The following is a 15,328-nucleotide window of genomic DNA, read 5'->3' as shown; positions in this document are numbered from 1 at the left end:
CGGAATCCCCCGTCATGACGTCCGGCGCAAAGCGCGTACCCCGCGCAACCCGATGACCCCGACGACCGTCCCCAAGACAAAGGAGACGACGGCGAGCGTCAGGTGCACCCAGAAGTACGCCGTCGGATCGCCCGCGTCGTCGAACGCGAGCCCACTGCCGTCCTTGTACAGATTCTTGATGAAAGTGACCCAAATGACCCAGCTCCACACCCCGAAGGCGAGCAGGAACCAGGACACGGGGCGGCTGAGCTTCATGGGTTCAGTATCGCCGCCGTCGGCCGGGACCCGGTGTCGGGGTGGGGAGGGTGATGGGACTTCCCGACCGGAGCCCTGTACTTTCTCGACCGTGCCCGCCACCAAAAAGACCGTCAAGCGATCCTTGTTGGTCACTTCAGCCACCCTGTTGTCCCTTTCCCTGACGGCCGCCCCGGCCCTGGCCGACGGGTCACCATCACCGAGCACCAGCCCGAGCGCCACTCCCCCGGCGGACATGTCGGTCGTCGGCGGCGAACGGCTCGGCAGGCCGGGCACCCAGGTGGATCTCGGCAGCGGCGCGCCCGTCCTGCCCAAGGACCTCACCGCACGCTCCTGGATCGTCGCCGACGCCGAGTCCGGTGACGTGCTGGCCGCGCACAACGCGCACTGGCGGCTGCCCCCGGCGAGCACCATGAAGATGTTGTTCGCCGACACGGTGCTGCCGAAGTTCCCGAAGTCCACCAAGCACAAGGTGGTCCCCTCCGACCTGGCGGGCATCGGCTCGGGCTCCAGCATGGTGGGGATAAAGGAGAACGAGACCTACACGGTCCACGACCTGTGGCTCGGCGTCTTCCTGCGCTCCGGCAACGACGCCGTGCACGTGCTGTCCGCGATGAACAACGGCGTCGAGCGGACGGTCAAGGACATGCAGGCGCACGCCACCGAACTCCAGGCCCTCGACACGAACGTGGTCAGCCCGGACGGCTACGACGCCAAGGGGCAGGTGTCCTCCGCGTACGACCTGACGCTGTTCGCCCGCTCGGGGCTGCAGAAGAAGGACTTCCGCGAGTACTGCTCGACGGTGCGGGCCGAGTTCCCGGGCGAGACGAAGAAGAACAAGAAGGGCAAGAAGAGCCGCGAGTCCTTCGAGATCCAGAACACCAACCGTCTGCTGACCGGCGACAGCGACATCTCCACCTATCAGGGCATCGCCGGGGTCAAGAACGGCAACACCACGAACGCGGGAGCCACCTTCACCGGTGTCGCCGAGCGGGACGGCAAGGTGCTGCTCGTCACGGTCATGAACCCGGAGAAGAACGAACACAACGAGGTCTACAAGGAGACCGCGCGGCTGTTCGACTGGGGTTTCCAGGCCGCGGGCAAGGTCCAGCCGGTCGGTGAACTGGTGCCGCCCAAGGGCGTCGACACCACCGCGCAGCCGGGCGCGACGGCGTCCGGCGGGACCCCCGAGGACGACCGCGCGTCCAGCAAGCCGGTGGCGGCGGCCACGGGCGCCCAGAGCGGTTCGAGCGGCATCGGGATCGCGCTGGCGGTGGCGGGCGGCTTCGTCGTCCTGCTCGCGGCGGGCGTGTTCCTGGTCAACCGCCGGTGGCCGCTGCCCGACCTGATGCGCCGTCGCCGCTGACCGGCGAACGCGCCGCGCCGCCCCTCGCCGGTCCCCCGCCCTGGGCCTCCGGCTCCCGCGGGGGCGGCGCGCCCTCCTCCGCCGGTGCCTCCTCGCTCGGTGTCGCCGTCCAGGCGGCGCAGAACAGCAGCAGTTTCGCGGTGAAGTTGATCCACAGCAGCAGCGCGATCGGCACGCCGAAGGCGCCGTACATGCTCTTCGAGGCGACGCCCCGCATGTAGCCGCTGAGCAGCAGCTTGAGCAGCTCGAAGCCGGCCGCGCCGATGAGCGCGGCGACGATCAGCCGACGGCGCGGCGGCTCGACACCGGGCAACAGCGTCAGCACGTACAGCAGGAGCAGGAACCCGGCGAGCACCGCGACGGCGAACGCGGCGAGACGGAGCACGGTCTCGCCCCAGCCGCTCTCGTCGACGGACAGCCGTCGAGCCGTCCATCCCACCGTCGTGGACGCGATGGTGGAGGCGGCGACGGTCACGAGCACCGCGCCGCCGAGTCCGACGAGCACCCCGGCGTCCTTGATCTTGCGCAGGAACGGGTTCTCCTCGCTGTCCGGCAGCTCCCAGACGGCCCGCAGGCACTCCCGCATCGAGCCGACCCAGCCGATGCCGGTGAACAGCAGGACGGCGCCGGCGATCACTCCGATCGTGGCGGCGTTCTGGACGAGGCTGTCGATGTCCAGCTGGTCGGAGATCCCGGGCACCTGCTCGGCCAGCTTGTCCTGGAGGTCCTTCTGCTGCTGGGCGCTCAGGGCGGCCGCCGCGATCGCCGCGGCGACCGTCAGCAGCGGGAACAGCGCCACGAAGCTGATGAACGTCATGGCCGCGGCGAGCCGCGTCCACTTCACCCGGTCCAGACGCTCGTACGAGCGCCACGCGTGCGTGGCCGTCAGTCGTGCGACCAACGGCCCCACGCCGGGGAGCTTCTTCAGCCAGTCCATGATCCGACTCTGCCCTCACCTCGGAAAACCAAGGTCCGAGTACCCCAAAAACGCAGGACAGTGGCGATCGCCATGCCGATTCCGGCCCCCGCCACGGTGTCCGCGCGCTGCGAGGTGAAGCCGAGACCGTAGTGACTGACGGCGATGCAGAGCAGCTGGACGAGAGCGCCCGCGATGTTCACCGCGAAGAAGACCGCGTACTGGCGCATGCCGCGCACCGCCGTCTGACGGTAGGTGCCGAGCGCGTTGCCCGCGTAGGCGACCGAGCAGCCCGCCACGAACGACAGCGCCTTGGCGGTCAGCGGGTCCAGCCCCACGGGTCCGCGCAGCCAGACGAACAGGCCGAGGTCGGTGGCGTAGGCGAGGATTCCGGCGGTGGCGAAGCCGAGGAGCTCCTGGCCGAGCCCCCGCTGGGCGACGCTCACCAGTTCGCCACCGCGAGCCCGTACATCGCCAGCCAGACCAGGCCGATGAGCGCGAGGGCACGGTCGTGCAGGACCACGTCCTCGGGCTCACCCGCGGTGCCGCGGTCGGCGAAGACGGCGTAGCGCAGGACCGCCAGGATGAAGGCCACCATCGACAGCTGCCGCCACGGGAGCAGGCCGGTGCTCGGCACCCCGCCCTCCTCGAGGGCCCAGAGGCAGTAGCCGAGGACGGAGACCCCGGCGGCCAGCTGCCACACGAAGCGCAGGTAGCCGGTGGTGTACTCGGTGAGCAACGCGCGCGTGGCGCCCGCTTTCCCGGCCATCTGCACGGCCTCGGAGTAACGCTTCGCCGAGACCATGAACAGCGCCCCGAAGCCGGTGGTGATCAGGAACCAGCGCGAGAGCGGGATGCCGAGGGCGAGTCCGCCGACCATCGCGCGCATCAGGAACCCGGTCGTGACGACGACGAGGTCGACCACCAGGACGTGCTTCAGGCTGACGCAGTAAGCCAGTTGCATGCCGATGTAAGCGGTCAGCAACGCGGCGACGGCCGGTGAGCAGAGCACGGTCGCGGCGGCCGGACCGAGGACCGCGAGGGCGCCTCCGACGGCGTACGCGACCGGGACGGGGACCTGGCCCGCGGCGACCGGCCGGTGCCGCTTGACCGGGTGGGCACGGTCGGCGTCGGCGTCCCGGGCGTCGTTGATCAGGTACACGGCGGCGGCGCAGGCGGTGAACAACGCGAACACGAGAGCGAGTTGGACGAGCGCATGCTCGGAGAAGAGCCGCCCCGCGGCGGCCGGGGCGGCCACGACGAGCACGTTCTTCACCCACTGGCGTGGGCGGGCGGTCCTGAGCAGGCCGCGGGCCAGACCACCCGGCCCACGCTCCGGTGCCGCGGCGGCCGGTGCGCGCTCCAGGAGCGCCGTGCGCTCAGCCATGGCCGACCCCGATCCAGCGGGCGCCCAGCCGGGCCGTCAGGGCCCCCAGGGCGGCGCCCGCGGCGACGTCCGAGGGGTAGTGGACGCCGACGACGAGCCGGGAGAGGCACATCGCGGCGGCGACCGGCGTGGCCACGTGGGCGCCCAGCGCGCCGAAGGCGACCGCCGCGGCCGCCGACGAGGAGGCGTGCGAGCTCGGGAAGGAGTGGCGCCCGGCCGTGCGCGTCAGTGGCACCAGGTGGGCCGGACGCGGGCGGCGCACGATCCGCTTCACCCCCATGCTGGCGAGGTGCGCGGTCGTGGTGAGCGCCGTCGCACGCAGCCACGCCGCCCGCCGCTCACGGTCGACGGCGGCCCCGGTGAGCCCCGCCGCGAGCCACAGCGCGCCGTGCTCCCCGCTCCACGACAGGGCGCGCGCGACGGCCGCCACCCGCGGATGTTCCGTACCGCACTCGTGGAGCGCGGCCAGCAGTCGACGGTCCACGTCCTCGCCGAGCCCGTGCGCGTCGTCACGTCGGTGGTCCATGTCGAGCCGTCGGTCCACGTCGTCCCGGTCGTCCCGGTCGTCAAGGTCGTCCATGCGATCTCACTCTTCTAGGGAGTGGCCGCAGAATTACGGCAATCTAGGACGACATCCCATTAATCACCCATTTCGGTGAGGAGCCGTGAGGTAGGGGATGATTCTGATGTTATGCACCCTTGTCGGCGCTACGGTCACGGTCATGCCTGCCGACACCGTCTCCGTCACGGGTTGGGGCCGCACCGCCCCGACCACCGCTCGTCTGGTCCGCCCGCGCACGTACGAGGAGGCGGCGGCCGCGGTCCGGGCGTGCGGGGCACGCGGCAGCATCGCCCGGGGCCTCGGACGGGCGTACGGGGACGCCGCGCAGAACGCGGGCGGAGCCGTGCTCGACATGACGGGCCTCGACCGGATCCACGCGATCGACGCGGACGGCGGCACCGTCCTGTGCGACGCCGGGGTGTCCCTGCACCGGCTGATGGAAGTCCTGCTGCCCCTCGGCTGGTTCGTGCCGGTCACCCCAGGAACCCGCTATGTGACGGTCGGCGGCGCGATCGGCGCGGACATCCACGGCAAGAACCACCACGTGTCGGGCTCGTTCGCCCGCCACGTCCTCTCCTTCGAACTCCTCACCGCCGACGGCCGGATCCGTACGGTCGGCCACGGCACCCCCCTCTTCGACGCGACGGCCGGCGGCATGGGCCTGACCGGTGTGATCCTCACGGCGACCGTCCGGCTCCAGCCCGTCGAGACCGCGCTGATGTCCGTCGACACCGAACGCGCCGCGGACCTTGACGACTTGATGGCCCGCCTCACCGCCTCCGACCACCGCTACCGGTATTCGGTCGCCTGGATCGACCTGCTCGCCCGGGGCTGCTCCCTGGGGCGCTCGGTACTGACCCGGGGCGAGCACGCGCCGCTGGGCGCGCTGCCGCCCCGCGCGCGCCGGCACCCTCTGGTGTTCCGGCCCGCGCAGTTCCCCAGCGCCCCCTCGTTCGTACCGGAGGGCCTTCTGGGACGTACGACGGTGGGGCTGTTCAACGAGCTCTGGTACCGCAAGGCGCCACGCGCGCGTGCCGGTGAACTGCAGAAGATCTCGACCTTCTTCCACCCCCTCGACGGCGTTCCGCACTGGAACCGGGTCTACGGGCGCGGCGGCTTCGTCCAGTACCAGTTCGTCGTCGGACACGGACAGGAGGAGGCCCTGCACCGGATCGTGCGGCGCATCTCCGAGCGCCGGTGCCCGTCCTTCCTCGCCGTCCTCAAGCGCTTCGGAGAGGCCGATCCCGGCTGGCTGTCGTTCCCCGTGCCCGGCTGGACCCTCGCCCTGGACGTCCCCGCGAATCTGACGGGACTCGGCGCCTTCCTCGACGAACTGGACGAGGAGGTGGCCACGGCCGGGGGCCGGGTGTACCTGGCCAAGGACGCGCGGCTGCGCCCCGAGCTGCTGGCCGGGATGTATCCGCGGATCGCCGAGTTCCGTGCCCTGCGGCAGGAACTGGACCCGGCGCGGGTCTTCACCTCCGACCTGTCCCGACGCCTCGATCTCTAGTCCCGCGCGCCGGCCGCCGCTCCCGCACGCCCCCTCGCGGCCCCGCCCCCGTCGCCCGCGCACGTCCCGCAGTCCGCCCTCTCTCGCCCTTAGGAGCTGCCATGAAGGACGCCTTCGGCATCCCCCAGTCCCTGCTGATCCTCGGCGGTACGTCCGAGATCGCGCTGGCCAGCGCACGGCGTCTGATCGTCCGGCGCACCCGCACCGTGTGGCTGGCCGGACGCCCGTCGCCGGAGCTGGAGCAGGCCGCCGGGCGGCTGCGCGGGATGGGCGCTGACGTCCGTACCGTCGCCTTCGACGCCCTCGACAGCGCCTCCCACGAGACCGTGCTCGGCAAGGTCTTCGCGGAGGGCGACATCGACATGGTGCTGCTCGCCTTCGGCGTCCTCGGCGACCAGGCACGGGACGAGAAGGAGCCGTTGGCCGCGGCGCGGGTCGCGCAGACCAACTACACGGGCGCGGTGTCCGCGGGCCTGATCGCGGCGCGGGCGCTCCAGTCCCAGGGGCACGGCTCCCTCGTGGTGCTCTCCTCGGTCGCCGGCGAGCGCGCCCGCCGCTCCAACTTCATCTACGGCTCCAGCAAGGCGGGCCTCGACGCCTTCTCGCAGGGCCTGGGCGACGCGCTGTACGGCACGGGCGTGCACGTGATGGTCGTACGGCCCGGATTCGTGCGGACGAAGATGACGGCGGGGCTGCCGCAGGCGCCGATGGCCACCACTCCCGAGGCGGTCGCGGCGGCGGTCGAGACGGGTCTGCGGCGGCGCTCGGAGACGGTGTGGGTACCGGGGGCGCTGCGGTTCGTGATGGCGGCACTGCGGCACCTGCCGCGCCCGCTGTTCCGGCGTCTGCCGATCTGACACACGCGCGGGCGCCGGGTCGGGCTCCTGGAGAGGCGCGGGGACTGCGGACCCCGCAGGGCATGGCGTGGGTGCCGGGTGCGGGCGACGGCCGGGAGTCCGGTGACGCACCCGCGGGGTCGCTCCGGGCAACGGCCCGAGGGGCGCTCCGGGGGGGGCGCCGGGCGCTCAGCGGGCCGGCAGCGTGCTGTCGACCTCGGGTGCCCCGGCCTGCGGCGGCACCAGCGTGCCGCCGAAGGGGAACTCCCGCAGTTTGCGCCAGATGCCGTCGGCGCCCTGCTCGTAGAGCGCGAATCCGGCGCACGGCCACTGGGCCTCGTACTCGGACAGCTCCTCGAAGGCCCGGTCCATCGCGGCGTCGTCGATGCCGTGCGCCACGGTGACGTGCGGGTGATACGGGAAGTGCAGCTCACGGGCGACGGGACCGGACGCGTCCCGGACCTGCATCTGGATCCGGGCGCAGGCCTCGGCCCCTTCGACGACCCGCACGAAGACGACGGGCGACAGGGGGCGGAAGGTGCCCGTGCCGTACAGCCGCATCGGGAAGGGGCGCCCGGCGGAGGCGACCTCGGTGAGGTGCGCCTCGACCGCGGGCAGCACCGAGTCGTCGACCTCCGTCGGCGGCAGCAGGGTGACGTGCGTGGGGATGCCGGAAGCCGCGGCGTCGCCGAAGCTCAGGCGCCGCTCCTGGAGCAGGCTGCCGTGAGGCTCCGGGACCGCGATCGACACGCCGATCGTTACGGTCCCCACGTCGTCTCCTGTCGTTGTCTCGAGGTCCGCCGCCCCGGCGCGGGCAGGGGTTGCTGCTCGGCCGGTCCGGCTATCGACTGTACGGCGGTACGGCCCGTCGGCGGCGGCCGTACGAGTGTCGCGCTCGTCTCGTACGCACTGCCGAACGGGCTGTGGTAGCGGCGGTCGCACCGCTGCCGGGGCAGCGGTGTCGGCCGTCAGTGTTTGGCGGGCAGGAAGCCGACCCTGTCGTACGCCTGGGAGAGCGTCTCCGCGGCGACGACACGCGCCTTCTCGGCGCCCTTGGCCAGGATCGAGTCGAGCGTCTCCGGGTCGTCCAGATACTGCTGGGTGCGCTCCCGGAACGGCGTCACGAAGTCGACCATGACCTCGGCGAGGTCCGTCTTGAGCGCACCGTAGCCCTTGCCGGTGTACTTCTGCTCCAATTCCGCGATACCGGTGCCGGTGAGGGTCGAGTAGATGGTCAGCAGGTTGCTGATACCCGGCTTCAGGTCCGCGTCATACCTGATGACGGTGTCCGTGTCCGTGACCGCGCTCTTGACCTTCTTGGCGGTCGCCTTCGGATCGTCGAGCAGATTGATGAGGCCCTTCGGCGTCGACGCCGACTTGCTCATCTTGATCGTCGGGTCCTGGAGGTCGAAGATCTTCGCCGTCTCCTTGAGGATGTACGGCTTCGGGATCGTGAACGTCTGGCCGAAACGGCCGTTGAAACGCTCGGCGAGGTCGCGGGTGAGCTCGATGTGCTGGCGCTGGTCCTCGCCGACCGGGACCTCGTTGGCCTGGTACAGCAGGATGTCCGCGACCTGGAGGACCGGGTAGGTGAACAGACCGACGGAGGCGCGGTCTGCACCCTGCTTGGCGGACTTGTCCTTGAACTGGGTCATGCGGGACGCCTCGCCGAAGCCGGTGAGGCAGTTCATGATCCAGGCGAGCTGGGCGTGCTCGGGGACATGGCTCTGGACGAACAGCGTGCAGCGCTCCGGGTCGAGGCCGGCGGCGAGCAGCTGCGCGGCGGCGAGCCGGGTGTTGGCACGCAGGTCCGCGGGGTCCTGCGGCACGGTGATCGCGTGCAGGTCGACGACCATGTAGAACGCGTCGTGGGACTCCTGGAGGGCCACCCACTGGCGGACCGCACCCAGGTAGTTGCCGAGGTGGAACGAGCCCGCGGTGGGCTGGATCCCGGAGAGGACGCGAGGACGATCTGAGGCCATGGGGCCCATTCTCTCAGGTGACTCTCATTGCTCGGGAACAGGTGGGAACCGATCCGCCTCCAGCGGTGTAACAAGAATGTGAGGACGCGGGAGGGGGGCCGCATCGTCGTCGACGAGGCCGCGGTGATCGCACGCGTACGCGCCGGTGAGCCGGAGGCGTATGCGGAGCTGGTCCGTGCCCACACGGGCATCGCGATCAGGGCGGCCAGGGCGCTGGGGGCGGGTGCGGACGCGGAGGACGTGGTGCAGCAGGCCTTCATCAAGGCGTACTGCTCGCTGGGGCGCTTTCGGGACGGCGCGGCGTTCAAGCCGTGGCTGCTGTCGATCGTCGCCAATGAGACGAGGAACACAGTGCGGACGGCGGTGCGCCAGCGGACCCTGGCGGGCCGGGAGGCCGCGTTCGTGGAGGCGGAACCGCTGATACCCGAGGCGGCGGATCCGGCGGTCGCGGCGGTGGAGACAGAGCGCCGGACGGCGCTGCTGGCCGCCCTGGAGCAGCTGAGCGAGGAACACCGCCTCGTCGTCACCTACCGCTATCTGCTGGAGATGGACGAGCCCGAGACGGCCCAGGCGCTGGGCTGGCCGCGCGGCACGGTGAAGTCCCGGCTCAACCGCGCGCTGCGCAAGCTGAGCCGACTGCTGCCGGACTTCGGGGCCCTGGAGCGGGAAGGGGGTGAAGGGCATGCGTGAGCGGGACGGTGCGGCCGGGTCCCCCGGCGACCGGAGGCGGCGGGGCGGCGAGGACGTCTCACGGCTGCCGGAGGAGCTCCGGGCGCTCGGGCGCTCGCTGGACCGGCCGGATGCGGCCGACGGCGAGTCGATGGTCGAGCGGGTGCTGGAGCAGATGCTCGCCGAGCACATCCCGGTCCCGGTGGCCGAGCCGCCGGGCGTCCGCGACCGGATGCGGGCGGTGCTGCGCTGGGCCCGGGCGCGCCGGCGCGGGCTGACGGCGGGCCTGTGCGGACTGCTCACGGTTCTCGTGCTCACGCCTCCGGTGCGCGCCGCGGTCGTCGACTGGTTCGGCTTCGGCGGGGTCGAGGTGAGGTACGACCCGTCGGCGGTGCCCTCGCCCGGCGCGCGGGTGCCGGGGTGCGGGCCTTCGCTGACCCTGGCGCAGGCCGGACGGCGGGCCGGATTCACCCCGCTCGTGCCCGGCGCCCTCGGCGTGCCCGACGCGGTGACGGTGACACGTGAGCCGAAGGGGCGCCTGCTGATGAGTCTGTGCTGGCAGGAGCACGGGCGCACGGTCCGGCTGGACGAGTACCCCGCACAGCTGGACATCGGCTTCTCCAAGACGGTGCGCCGGCCCCCGGAATGGGTGGCGCTCGGCGCCCCCGAGGACTACGGCCGCCAGGCCCTGTGGTTCGCGAAGCCGCATCTGCTGAGTTTCTGGCTGGTCGACGACGACGGCGACCGCTTCACCCGCTCGGTGCGGACCGCGGGGCCCACGCTGCTGTGGCTGCACTCCGGTGGTGAGGTGACCCTGCGTCTGGAGGGCGTCGCGTCGAGGGAGCGGGCGGTGGCGATCGCCAAGTCGCTGAAATAGGACGTGTTTCCGGTCGGTGAGGCAGCGCCGCGGATCCGTCGGCGCCGGGTGGGAACCCCGGCGGGTCGAGCGGTGTACCAGAAGTGAGACATCGCGTGCGGGCGGGCCGCACGCGGGACGACCGGCTGGTTGGGGGCTCGGATGCGCAGGCTTCGTGAACTGCCGTCGGTGACGGGGGTGTTGATCGTGACACTCGCGGTGGTGCTGATCGCGGCGCCCTCGGCGACGGCCGGTGGACCGACGAGCGTGCTGGTGGTCTCGCCGGAGAGCGCGCAGACCGCCTCGCTGTACTACTCGGACGAGGAGTACGGGGAGTTGATGCGCCTGCTGGGCGAGCCCGACGCGGGCGACCGTGAGGAGCCGCCGGGGCTGAGCGCGGCGAGCGGGCGTCAGCTCAATGTCACCTGGCTGGCGCACGACGTGTCGCCGTGGCGGGTCGACCGTGTCTATCCGGACGCGCCGCGCGGCAAGGAGGTCTGGATACACACGGCCACCGACATCCGGAGCATGAACGGCTACTGGCACAAGGCCGCGCACCCCGCCCAGGTACGGGCGCTGTTCAAGAAGCTCGGCGTCCTGGGCAAGCCGTCGCCCGAGGGGGCGGCGGGAATCCCCCCGGGCGCGTGGGAGCCGGCGGACGACTCTGTCGACGCGGCGACCCCGACCCCGTCCGGTGAGGTCCGCGCGGGGACGACGAGGCCGGCCGCGGCCGCCTCCGACGACGGCACCGACTGGTGGTGGGCTCTGCCCGGAGCGGCCGCCGGGGCGCTGCTGGCCCGGCTGTGGCGGCCTCGCAGGGATGAACCTCACCAGGAGTTGCTGGACATGTGAGGATCCGCGGGGAGGCGGGCAGACCGGTGAGAGGGACGCACGGGGAGGAGGGGGCCGGATGAGATCGCCGTTCGGACAGGAGAGGTCCCGGGCCGCCCGGCGGGGGTGGCGCCCCGGCACGAGGAGACGGCGCCCCGCCCGGTCGGAACGCCGGCCGGCCCGGACGAGGCTGTGGACCCGTGGGATGGTGCAGCGGCTCGGCGCGCCGGCGTCGCAGCTCGACGGGAGCGGGCCGTGGACCGGCGGGGCTGCGTCGTGGCACGGCGGGACGCGAGCGAGGGCCGGCACAAGGCTCTGGACCGGTGGGAGGCGGGCGGGGACCGGGGGGAGGCGGGTGTGGCTTCTGTTGCTGGTCGTCGTGGCGTCGGCCGCGTTCGGCGCTCCGGGCGCTCGGGCCTCTGCACACGATTCGGCACACGAACGGGCGCGCGACTCGGCGCGGGCGAAGGCCGACACCCCCGACCTGGCGCTGGTCGTCGCCGGTGACACGGGGCGGGCGACCTCGCTGCACTCCGGGGAGCGGGACTTCGTACGGCTGTGGCGGCTGCTCTCCCCGCGGTACACGGGGACGGAGCGGGTTCCCGAGGCATGGGCGGAGGGCCGATTCCCCGAAGTGCGGGTCACCGTGATCTGGGGGCTCACAGGAGTGGGGGGCTGGCCGCAGACCAGCAGGGCACCGGGTGGCGATGTCGCCATCGAGCGTCAGGACCAGGTGTTCGTCGCTGCGGACGGCACTCCATGGGTGCGGACGGATCCTTCCCCCGACGTCCGGGACGACGACATCCGCTGGCATCGGGCGCCGCGCGCGGTGTTCGACCAACTGGACGAGGAGGGAGACCTGTTCGGCTCGAAAAGCGCCTCGGGGCGCGTGGCGGAGCCGGACGCGGCGGACAGCGTGAGGTGGGCGGTACCCGGGCTGACGGCGGGGCTGGTCCTCGGTGCGGGGGGCTCCGTCCTGATACGCCGCGCGGCGGCCCGGCGTGAGGCTGCCGGACCGCCGCGGGAACCACGACAGGAGCTGATCGATCTGTAGCCCGCGCGAGACGCGTCAGCCGAGGTCGATCTCCGGGTAGAGCGGGAAACCGGCGAGCAGGTCGGTGGCGCGGTGGGCGATCTCGTCGGAGATCTTCGCGTCCAAAACGTGCTGGGCCTTGGACGGGCTGCCCTTGGCCGTGGTGCCGGGCTCGGCGGAGGTCAGGACGCGGTCGATCAGGCCCGCGATCTCGTCCATCTCGGCCGTACCCAGACCCCGGGTGGTCAGCGCGGGCGTGCCGATGCGGATGCCGGAGGTGTACCAGGCGCCGTTGGGGTCGGCGGGGATGGCGTTGCGGTTGGTGACGATGCCCGAGTCGAGCAGGGCGGACTCGGCCTGACGGCCGGTGAGGCCGTAGGAGGAGGCGACGTCGATCAGGTTGAGGTGGTTGTCGGTGCCGCCGGTGACCAGCGTGGCGCCGCGGCGCATCAGTCCCTCGGCGAGGGCACGGGAGTTGTCGACGACGGCCTGTGCGTAGTCGCGGAACTCGGGACGGCGGGCCTCGGCGAGCGCGACGGCTTTGGCCGCCATGACGTGCGGGAGGGGGCCGCCGAGGACCATCGGGCAGCCGCGGTCGACCTGCTCGGCGAGGCTCTCGTCGCACAGCACCATGCCGCCGCGCGGGCCGCGCAGCGACTTGTGCGTGGTGGTCGTGACGATCTGGGCGTGCGGGACGGGGTCGAAGTCTCCGGTGAGCACCTTGCCGGCGACGAGACCCGCGAAGTGCGCCATGTCGACCATGAGCGTGGCGCCGACCTCGTCGGCGATCTCGCGCATGATCCGGAAGTTCACCAGGCGGGGGTAGGCGGAGTAGCCGGCGACGATGATGAGCGGCTTGAACTCGCGGGCGGCGGTGCGCAGGGCCTCGTAGTCGATGAGGCCGGTGGCGGGGTCGGTGCCGTAGGAGCGCTGGTCGAACATCTTGCCGGAGATGTTCGGGCGGAAGCCGTGGGTGAGGTGGCCGCCGGCGTCGAGGGACATGCCGAGCATGCGCTGGTTGCCGAAGGCGTGGCGCAGTTCGGCCCAGTCGGCCTCGGTGAGGTCGTTGACGTTGCGGACGCCGGCGCGCTCCAGGGCGGGGGCCTCGACGCGGGCGGCGAGGACGGCCCAGAAGGCCACGAGGTTGGCGTCGATGCCGGAGTGCGGCTGGGCGTAGGCGTGCTCGGCGCCGAAGAGTTCGCGGGCGTGCTCGGCGGCGAGGGCCTCGACGGTGTCGACGTTGCGGCAGCCGGCGTAGAAGCGTCGGCCGACGGTCCCCTCGGCGTACTTGTCGCTGAACCAGTTGCCCATGGCGAGGAGCGTGGCCGGGGAGGCGTAGTTCTCCGACGCGATCAGCTTGAGCATGTCGCGCTGGTCGGCGACCTCCTGGCGGATGGCGTCGGCGACGCGGGGCTCCACGGCCCGGATCACGTCCAGGGCACTGCGGAACGCGGTGGACTCGGTGGAAAGGGGCTCTGGCATGACGGCCTCCGGACGTGGTGTTCAGCGTTCACGGGTCGGCCCAGGCGCACGGCACACGGTTCGAGGGCCGCTCCCCGATGGTCGGTCCCATCCCAGCGCGCCAGTCACGGCCCCGCCGGTCAGCCTACCGGGCGCGCCGGATCTGCGGCTTCCCCGGTCCACCATGCGAGCGACGGTAGGAAGGAGGCCGGGGCCCACCGTCGGCGGGCGCCACTCCCCGCCCGGAGGACACGCCGTCTCCCGCCCGGGAGCACGTATCCGCCCGTGGTCCGGGAAGCGCGAGCCGCCCGGTCCGGGCGGCCCGTGCCGCCCGTGCGCGGGCACGCGCGTCGCCCCGTGCCGCTCGTCAAGAAACGGAGATCGCGTGACCGCAACGGAGACGACGAAGGCGCTCATCGCCTCGGCCGACGCGCACAGCGCGCACAACTACCACCCGCTGCCGGTCGTCGTGGCGACGGCGGACGGGGCCTGGATGACGGACGTCGAGGGGCGCCGTTACCTCGACATGCTGGCCGGATACTCGGCGCTGAACTTCGGGCACGGAAACCGGCGGCTGATCGAGGCGGCGAAGGCGCAGCTGGAGCGGGTGACGCTGACGTCGCGGGCGTTCCACCACGACCGGTTCGCGGACTTCTGCCGGGAACTGGCGGCGCTGTGCGGCATGGAGATGGTGCTGCCGATGAATACGGGCGCGGAGGCGGTGGAGACCGCGGTGAAGACGGCCCGGAAGTGGGGGTACCGCGTGAAGGGGGTGCCCGCGGAGAGGGCGAAGATCGTCGTCGCGGGGAACAACTTCCACGGCCGTACGACCACGCTCATCAGTTTCTCCACGGACCCCGAGGCGCGGGCGGACTTCGGGCCGTACACACCGGGCTTCGAGATCGTGCCGTACGGGGACCTGACCGCGATGCGGGGGGCGCTGACGGAGAACACGGTCGCCGTGCTGCTGGAACCGATCCAGGGCGAGGCGGGGGTGCTGGTGCCGCCCCCGGGCTACCTGCCGGGGGTGCGGCAACTGACCCGCGAGCGGAACGTGCTGTTCGTCGCGGACGAGGTCCAGTCGGGTCTCGGCCGCACGGGGAAGACGTTCGCGTGCGAGCACGAGGGGGTCGTGCCGGACGTGTATGTGCTGGGCAAGGCCCTCGGGGGCGGGGTCGTCCCCGTGTCGGCGGTGGTGGCGGGCGCCGACGTGCTGGGGGTGTTCCGGCCCGGGGAGCACGGTTCGACGTTCGGGGGCAATCCGCTGGCCTGCGCGGTGGCGTTGGAGGTGATCGCGATGCTGCGGTCGGGCGAGTACCAGCGGCGGGCGGCCGAGCTGGGTGCTCATCTGCACCAGGAGCTGGGCCGGTTGAAGGACTCAGGTCATGTCACGCAGGTCCGCGGGCGCGGGCTGTGGGCGGGCGTCGACATCGCCGCGGAGTACGGCACGGGCCGGGAGATCTCCGAGAAGCTGGTGGACCGGGGCGTCCTGGTGAAGGACACCCACGGCGTGACGATCCGGATCGCCCCGCCGCTGGTCATCTCCGAGGAGGACCTCGACTGGGGGCTCGGCCGGCTCCGCGAGGTGCTGGGGGCCTAGGGCCGGGTCCGGGAGCTGCCGGGACCCGGCGCGACCTCTGGGATCCGTCGTCTCCGGGTTGCTC

Annotated in this window: 16 protein-coding genes; 8 read left to right on the top strand and 8 right to left on the bottom strand. The window is 72.1% G+C overall.

Annotated features, from left to right (window positions below; translation table 11 throughout):
• Positions 1–12 precede the first annotated feature (12 nt).
• A complete protein-coding gene (locus tag H305_RS0125620) occupies positions 13–255 on the bottom strand; it encodes an SCO4848 family membrane protein (protein WP_028802923.1) in 243 nt (80 codons plus the stop codon).
• A 91-nt stretch (positions 256–346) separates the two neighbouring features.
• Between H305_RS0125620 and H305_RS0125615 the strand changes: the two genes are divergently transcribed.
• Positions 347–1,621: a D-alanyl-D-alanine carboxypeptidase family protein gene (locus tag H305_RS0125615; protein WP_028802922.1), complete on the top strand. Its 1,275-nt coding sequence runs from the start codon at positions 347–349 to the stop codon at positions 1,619–1,621.
• Here the strand turns inward: H305_RS0125615 and H305_RS0125610 are convergent.
• Genes H305_RS0125610 through H305_RS0125595 form a run of 4 tightly spaced genes read right to left on the bottom strand, consistent with a single transcriptional unit; the run spans position 1,575 to position 4,450 of the window.
• On the bottom strand, positions 1,575–2,558 hold the full coding sequence (locus H305_RS0125610) for a YihY/virulence factor BrkB family protein (RefSeq protein WP_028802921.1): 984 nt from the start codon (positions 2,556–2,558) through the stop codon (positions 1,575–1,577). The two genes, H305_RS0125615 and H305_RS0125610, sit on opposite strands and share 47 nt — an antisense overlap.
• Entirely contained in the window at positions 2,546–2,983 is a 438-nt protein-coding gene (locus tag H305_RS0125605) for a GtrA family protein (RefSeq protein WP_037765322.1), read from the bottom strand. Before H305_RS0125605 ends, H305_RS0125610 begins: the two co-directional genes overlap by 13 nt.
• Positions 2,980–3,924 (bottom strand): decaprenyl-phosphate phosphoribosyltransferase, encoded by a 945-nt coding sequence (locus H305_RS0125600; RefSeq protein ID WP_028802919.1) that lies wholly within the window; start codon positions 3,922–3,924, stop codon positions 2,980–2,982. The genes H305_RS0125605 and H305_RS0125600 overlap by 4 nt, the downstream gene beginning before the upstream one ends.
• Positions 3,917–4,450, bottom strand: coding sequence for a phosphatase PAP2 family protein (locus tag H305_RS0125595; protein ID WP_051370983.1), 534 nt, complete (start codon positions 4,448–4,450; stop codon positions 3,917–3,919). The genes H305_RS0125600 and H305_RS0125595 overlap by 8 nt, the downstream gene beginning before the upstream one ends.
• A gap of 196 nt (positions 4,451–4,646) precedes the next feature.
• Here H305_RS0125595 and H305_RS0125590 point away from each other — a divergent pair, with 196 nt between their 5' ends.
• Positions 4,647–5,996: an FAD-binding oxidoreductase gene (locus H305_RS0125590; RefSeq protein WP_028802917.1), complete on the top strand. Its 1,350-nt coding sequence runs from the start codon at positions 4,647–4,649 to the stop codon at positions 5,994–5,996.
• Between the two features lie 101 nt (positions 5,997–6,097).
• On the top strand, positions 6,098–6,853 hold the full coding sequence (locus H305_RS0125585; RefSeq protein WP_028802916.1) for a decaprenylphospho-beta-D-erythro-pentofuranosid-2-ulose 2-reductase: 756 nt from the start codon (positions 6,098–6,100) through the stop codon (positions 6,851–6,853).
• A 168-nt stretch (positions 6,854–7,021) separates the two neighbouring features.
• Here H305_RS0125585 and H305_RS0125580 read toward each other — a convergent pair whose 3' ends face one another.
• Entirely contained in the window at positions 7,022–7,603 is a 582-nt protein-coding gene (locus tag H305_RS0125580) for a 2'-5' RNA ligase family protein (RefSeq protein WP_028802915.1), read from the bottom strand.
• Positions 7,604–7,800: 197 nt separating this feature from the next.
• The gene (trpS, locus tag H305_RS0125575; RefSeq protein ID WP_028802914.1) at positions 7,801–8,814 is read right to left on the bottom strand and encodes a tryptophan--tRNA ligase; all 1,014 of its coding nucleotides are present in this window, start codon (positions 8,812–8,814) and stop codon (positions 7,801–7,803) included.
• A gap of 78 nt (positions 8,815–8,892) precedes the next feature.
• On the opposite strand from trpS, the gene H305_RS0125570 reads away from it, so the two are divergent.
• The 4 genes from H305_RS0125570 to H305_RS0125555 all read left to right on the top strand — a co-directional run bounded on the left by H305_RS0125570 (position 8,893) and on the right by H305_RS0125555 (position 12,224).
• On the top strand, positions 8,893–9,504 hold the full coding sequence (locus H305_RS0125570) for an RNA polymerase sigma factor (RefSeq protein ID WP_199791455.1): 612 nt from the start codon (positions 8,893–8,895) through the stop codon (positions 9,502–9,504).
• Positions 9,497–10,360: a hypothetical protein gene (locus H305_RS0125565; protein ID WP_028802912.1), complete on the top strand. Its 864-nt coding sequence runs from the start codon at positions 9,497–9,499 to the stop codon at positions 10,358–10,360. The genes H305_RS0125570 and H305_RS0125565 overlap by 8 nt, the downstream gene beginning before the upstream one ends.
• Before the next feature lie 141 nt (positions 10,361–10,501).
• Positions 10,502–11,191 carry a hypothetical protein gene (locus tag H305_RS0125560; RefSeq protein ID WP_158690575.1) on the top strand — a complete coding sequence of 230 codons (690 nt, stop codon included), beginning with the start codon at positions 10,502–10,504 and terminating at the stop codon, positions 11,189–11,191.
• A gap of 334 nt (positions 11,192–11,525) precedes the next feature.
• Positions 11,526–12,224, top strand: a complete 699-nt coding sequence (locus H305_RS0125555; RefSeq protein ID WP_234021047.1) for a hypothetical protein — start codon at positions 11,526–11,528, stop codon at positions 12,222–12,224.
• A 15-nt stretch (positions 12,225–12,239) separates the two neighbouring features.
• On the opposite strand, the gene H305_RS0125550 is transcribed toward H305_RS0125555, so the two are convergent.
• Positions 12,240–13,685, bottom strand: a complete 1,446-nt coding sequence (locus H305_RS0125550; protein ID WP_028802909.1) for a glycine hydroxymethyltransferase — start codon at positions 13,683–13,685, stop codon at positions 12,240–12,242.
• Positions 13,686–14,049: 364 nt separating this feature from the next.
• Here H305_RS0125550 and rocD point away from each other — a divergent pair, with 364 nt between their 5' ends.
• Entirely contained in the window at positions 14,050–15,264 is a 1,215-nt protein-coding gene (gene rocD, locus H305_RS0125545; protein WP_028802908.1) for an ornithine--oxo-acid transaminase, read from the top strand.
• Positions 15,265–15,328: the final 64 nt, after the last annotated feature.

It is taken from the genome of Streptomyces sp. 142MFCol3.1, assembly GCF_000424945.1.
Classification (GTDB): domain Bacteria; phylum Actinomycetota; class Actinomycetes; order Streptomycetales; family Streptomycetaceae; genus Streptomyces; species Streptomyces siamensis.
This window is presented reverse-complemented; position numbering and strand designations above follow the sequence as displayed.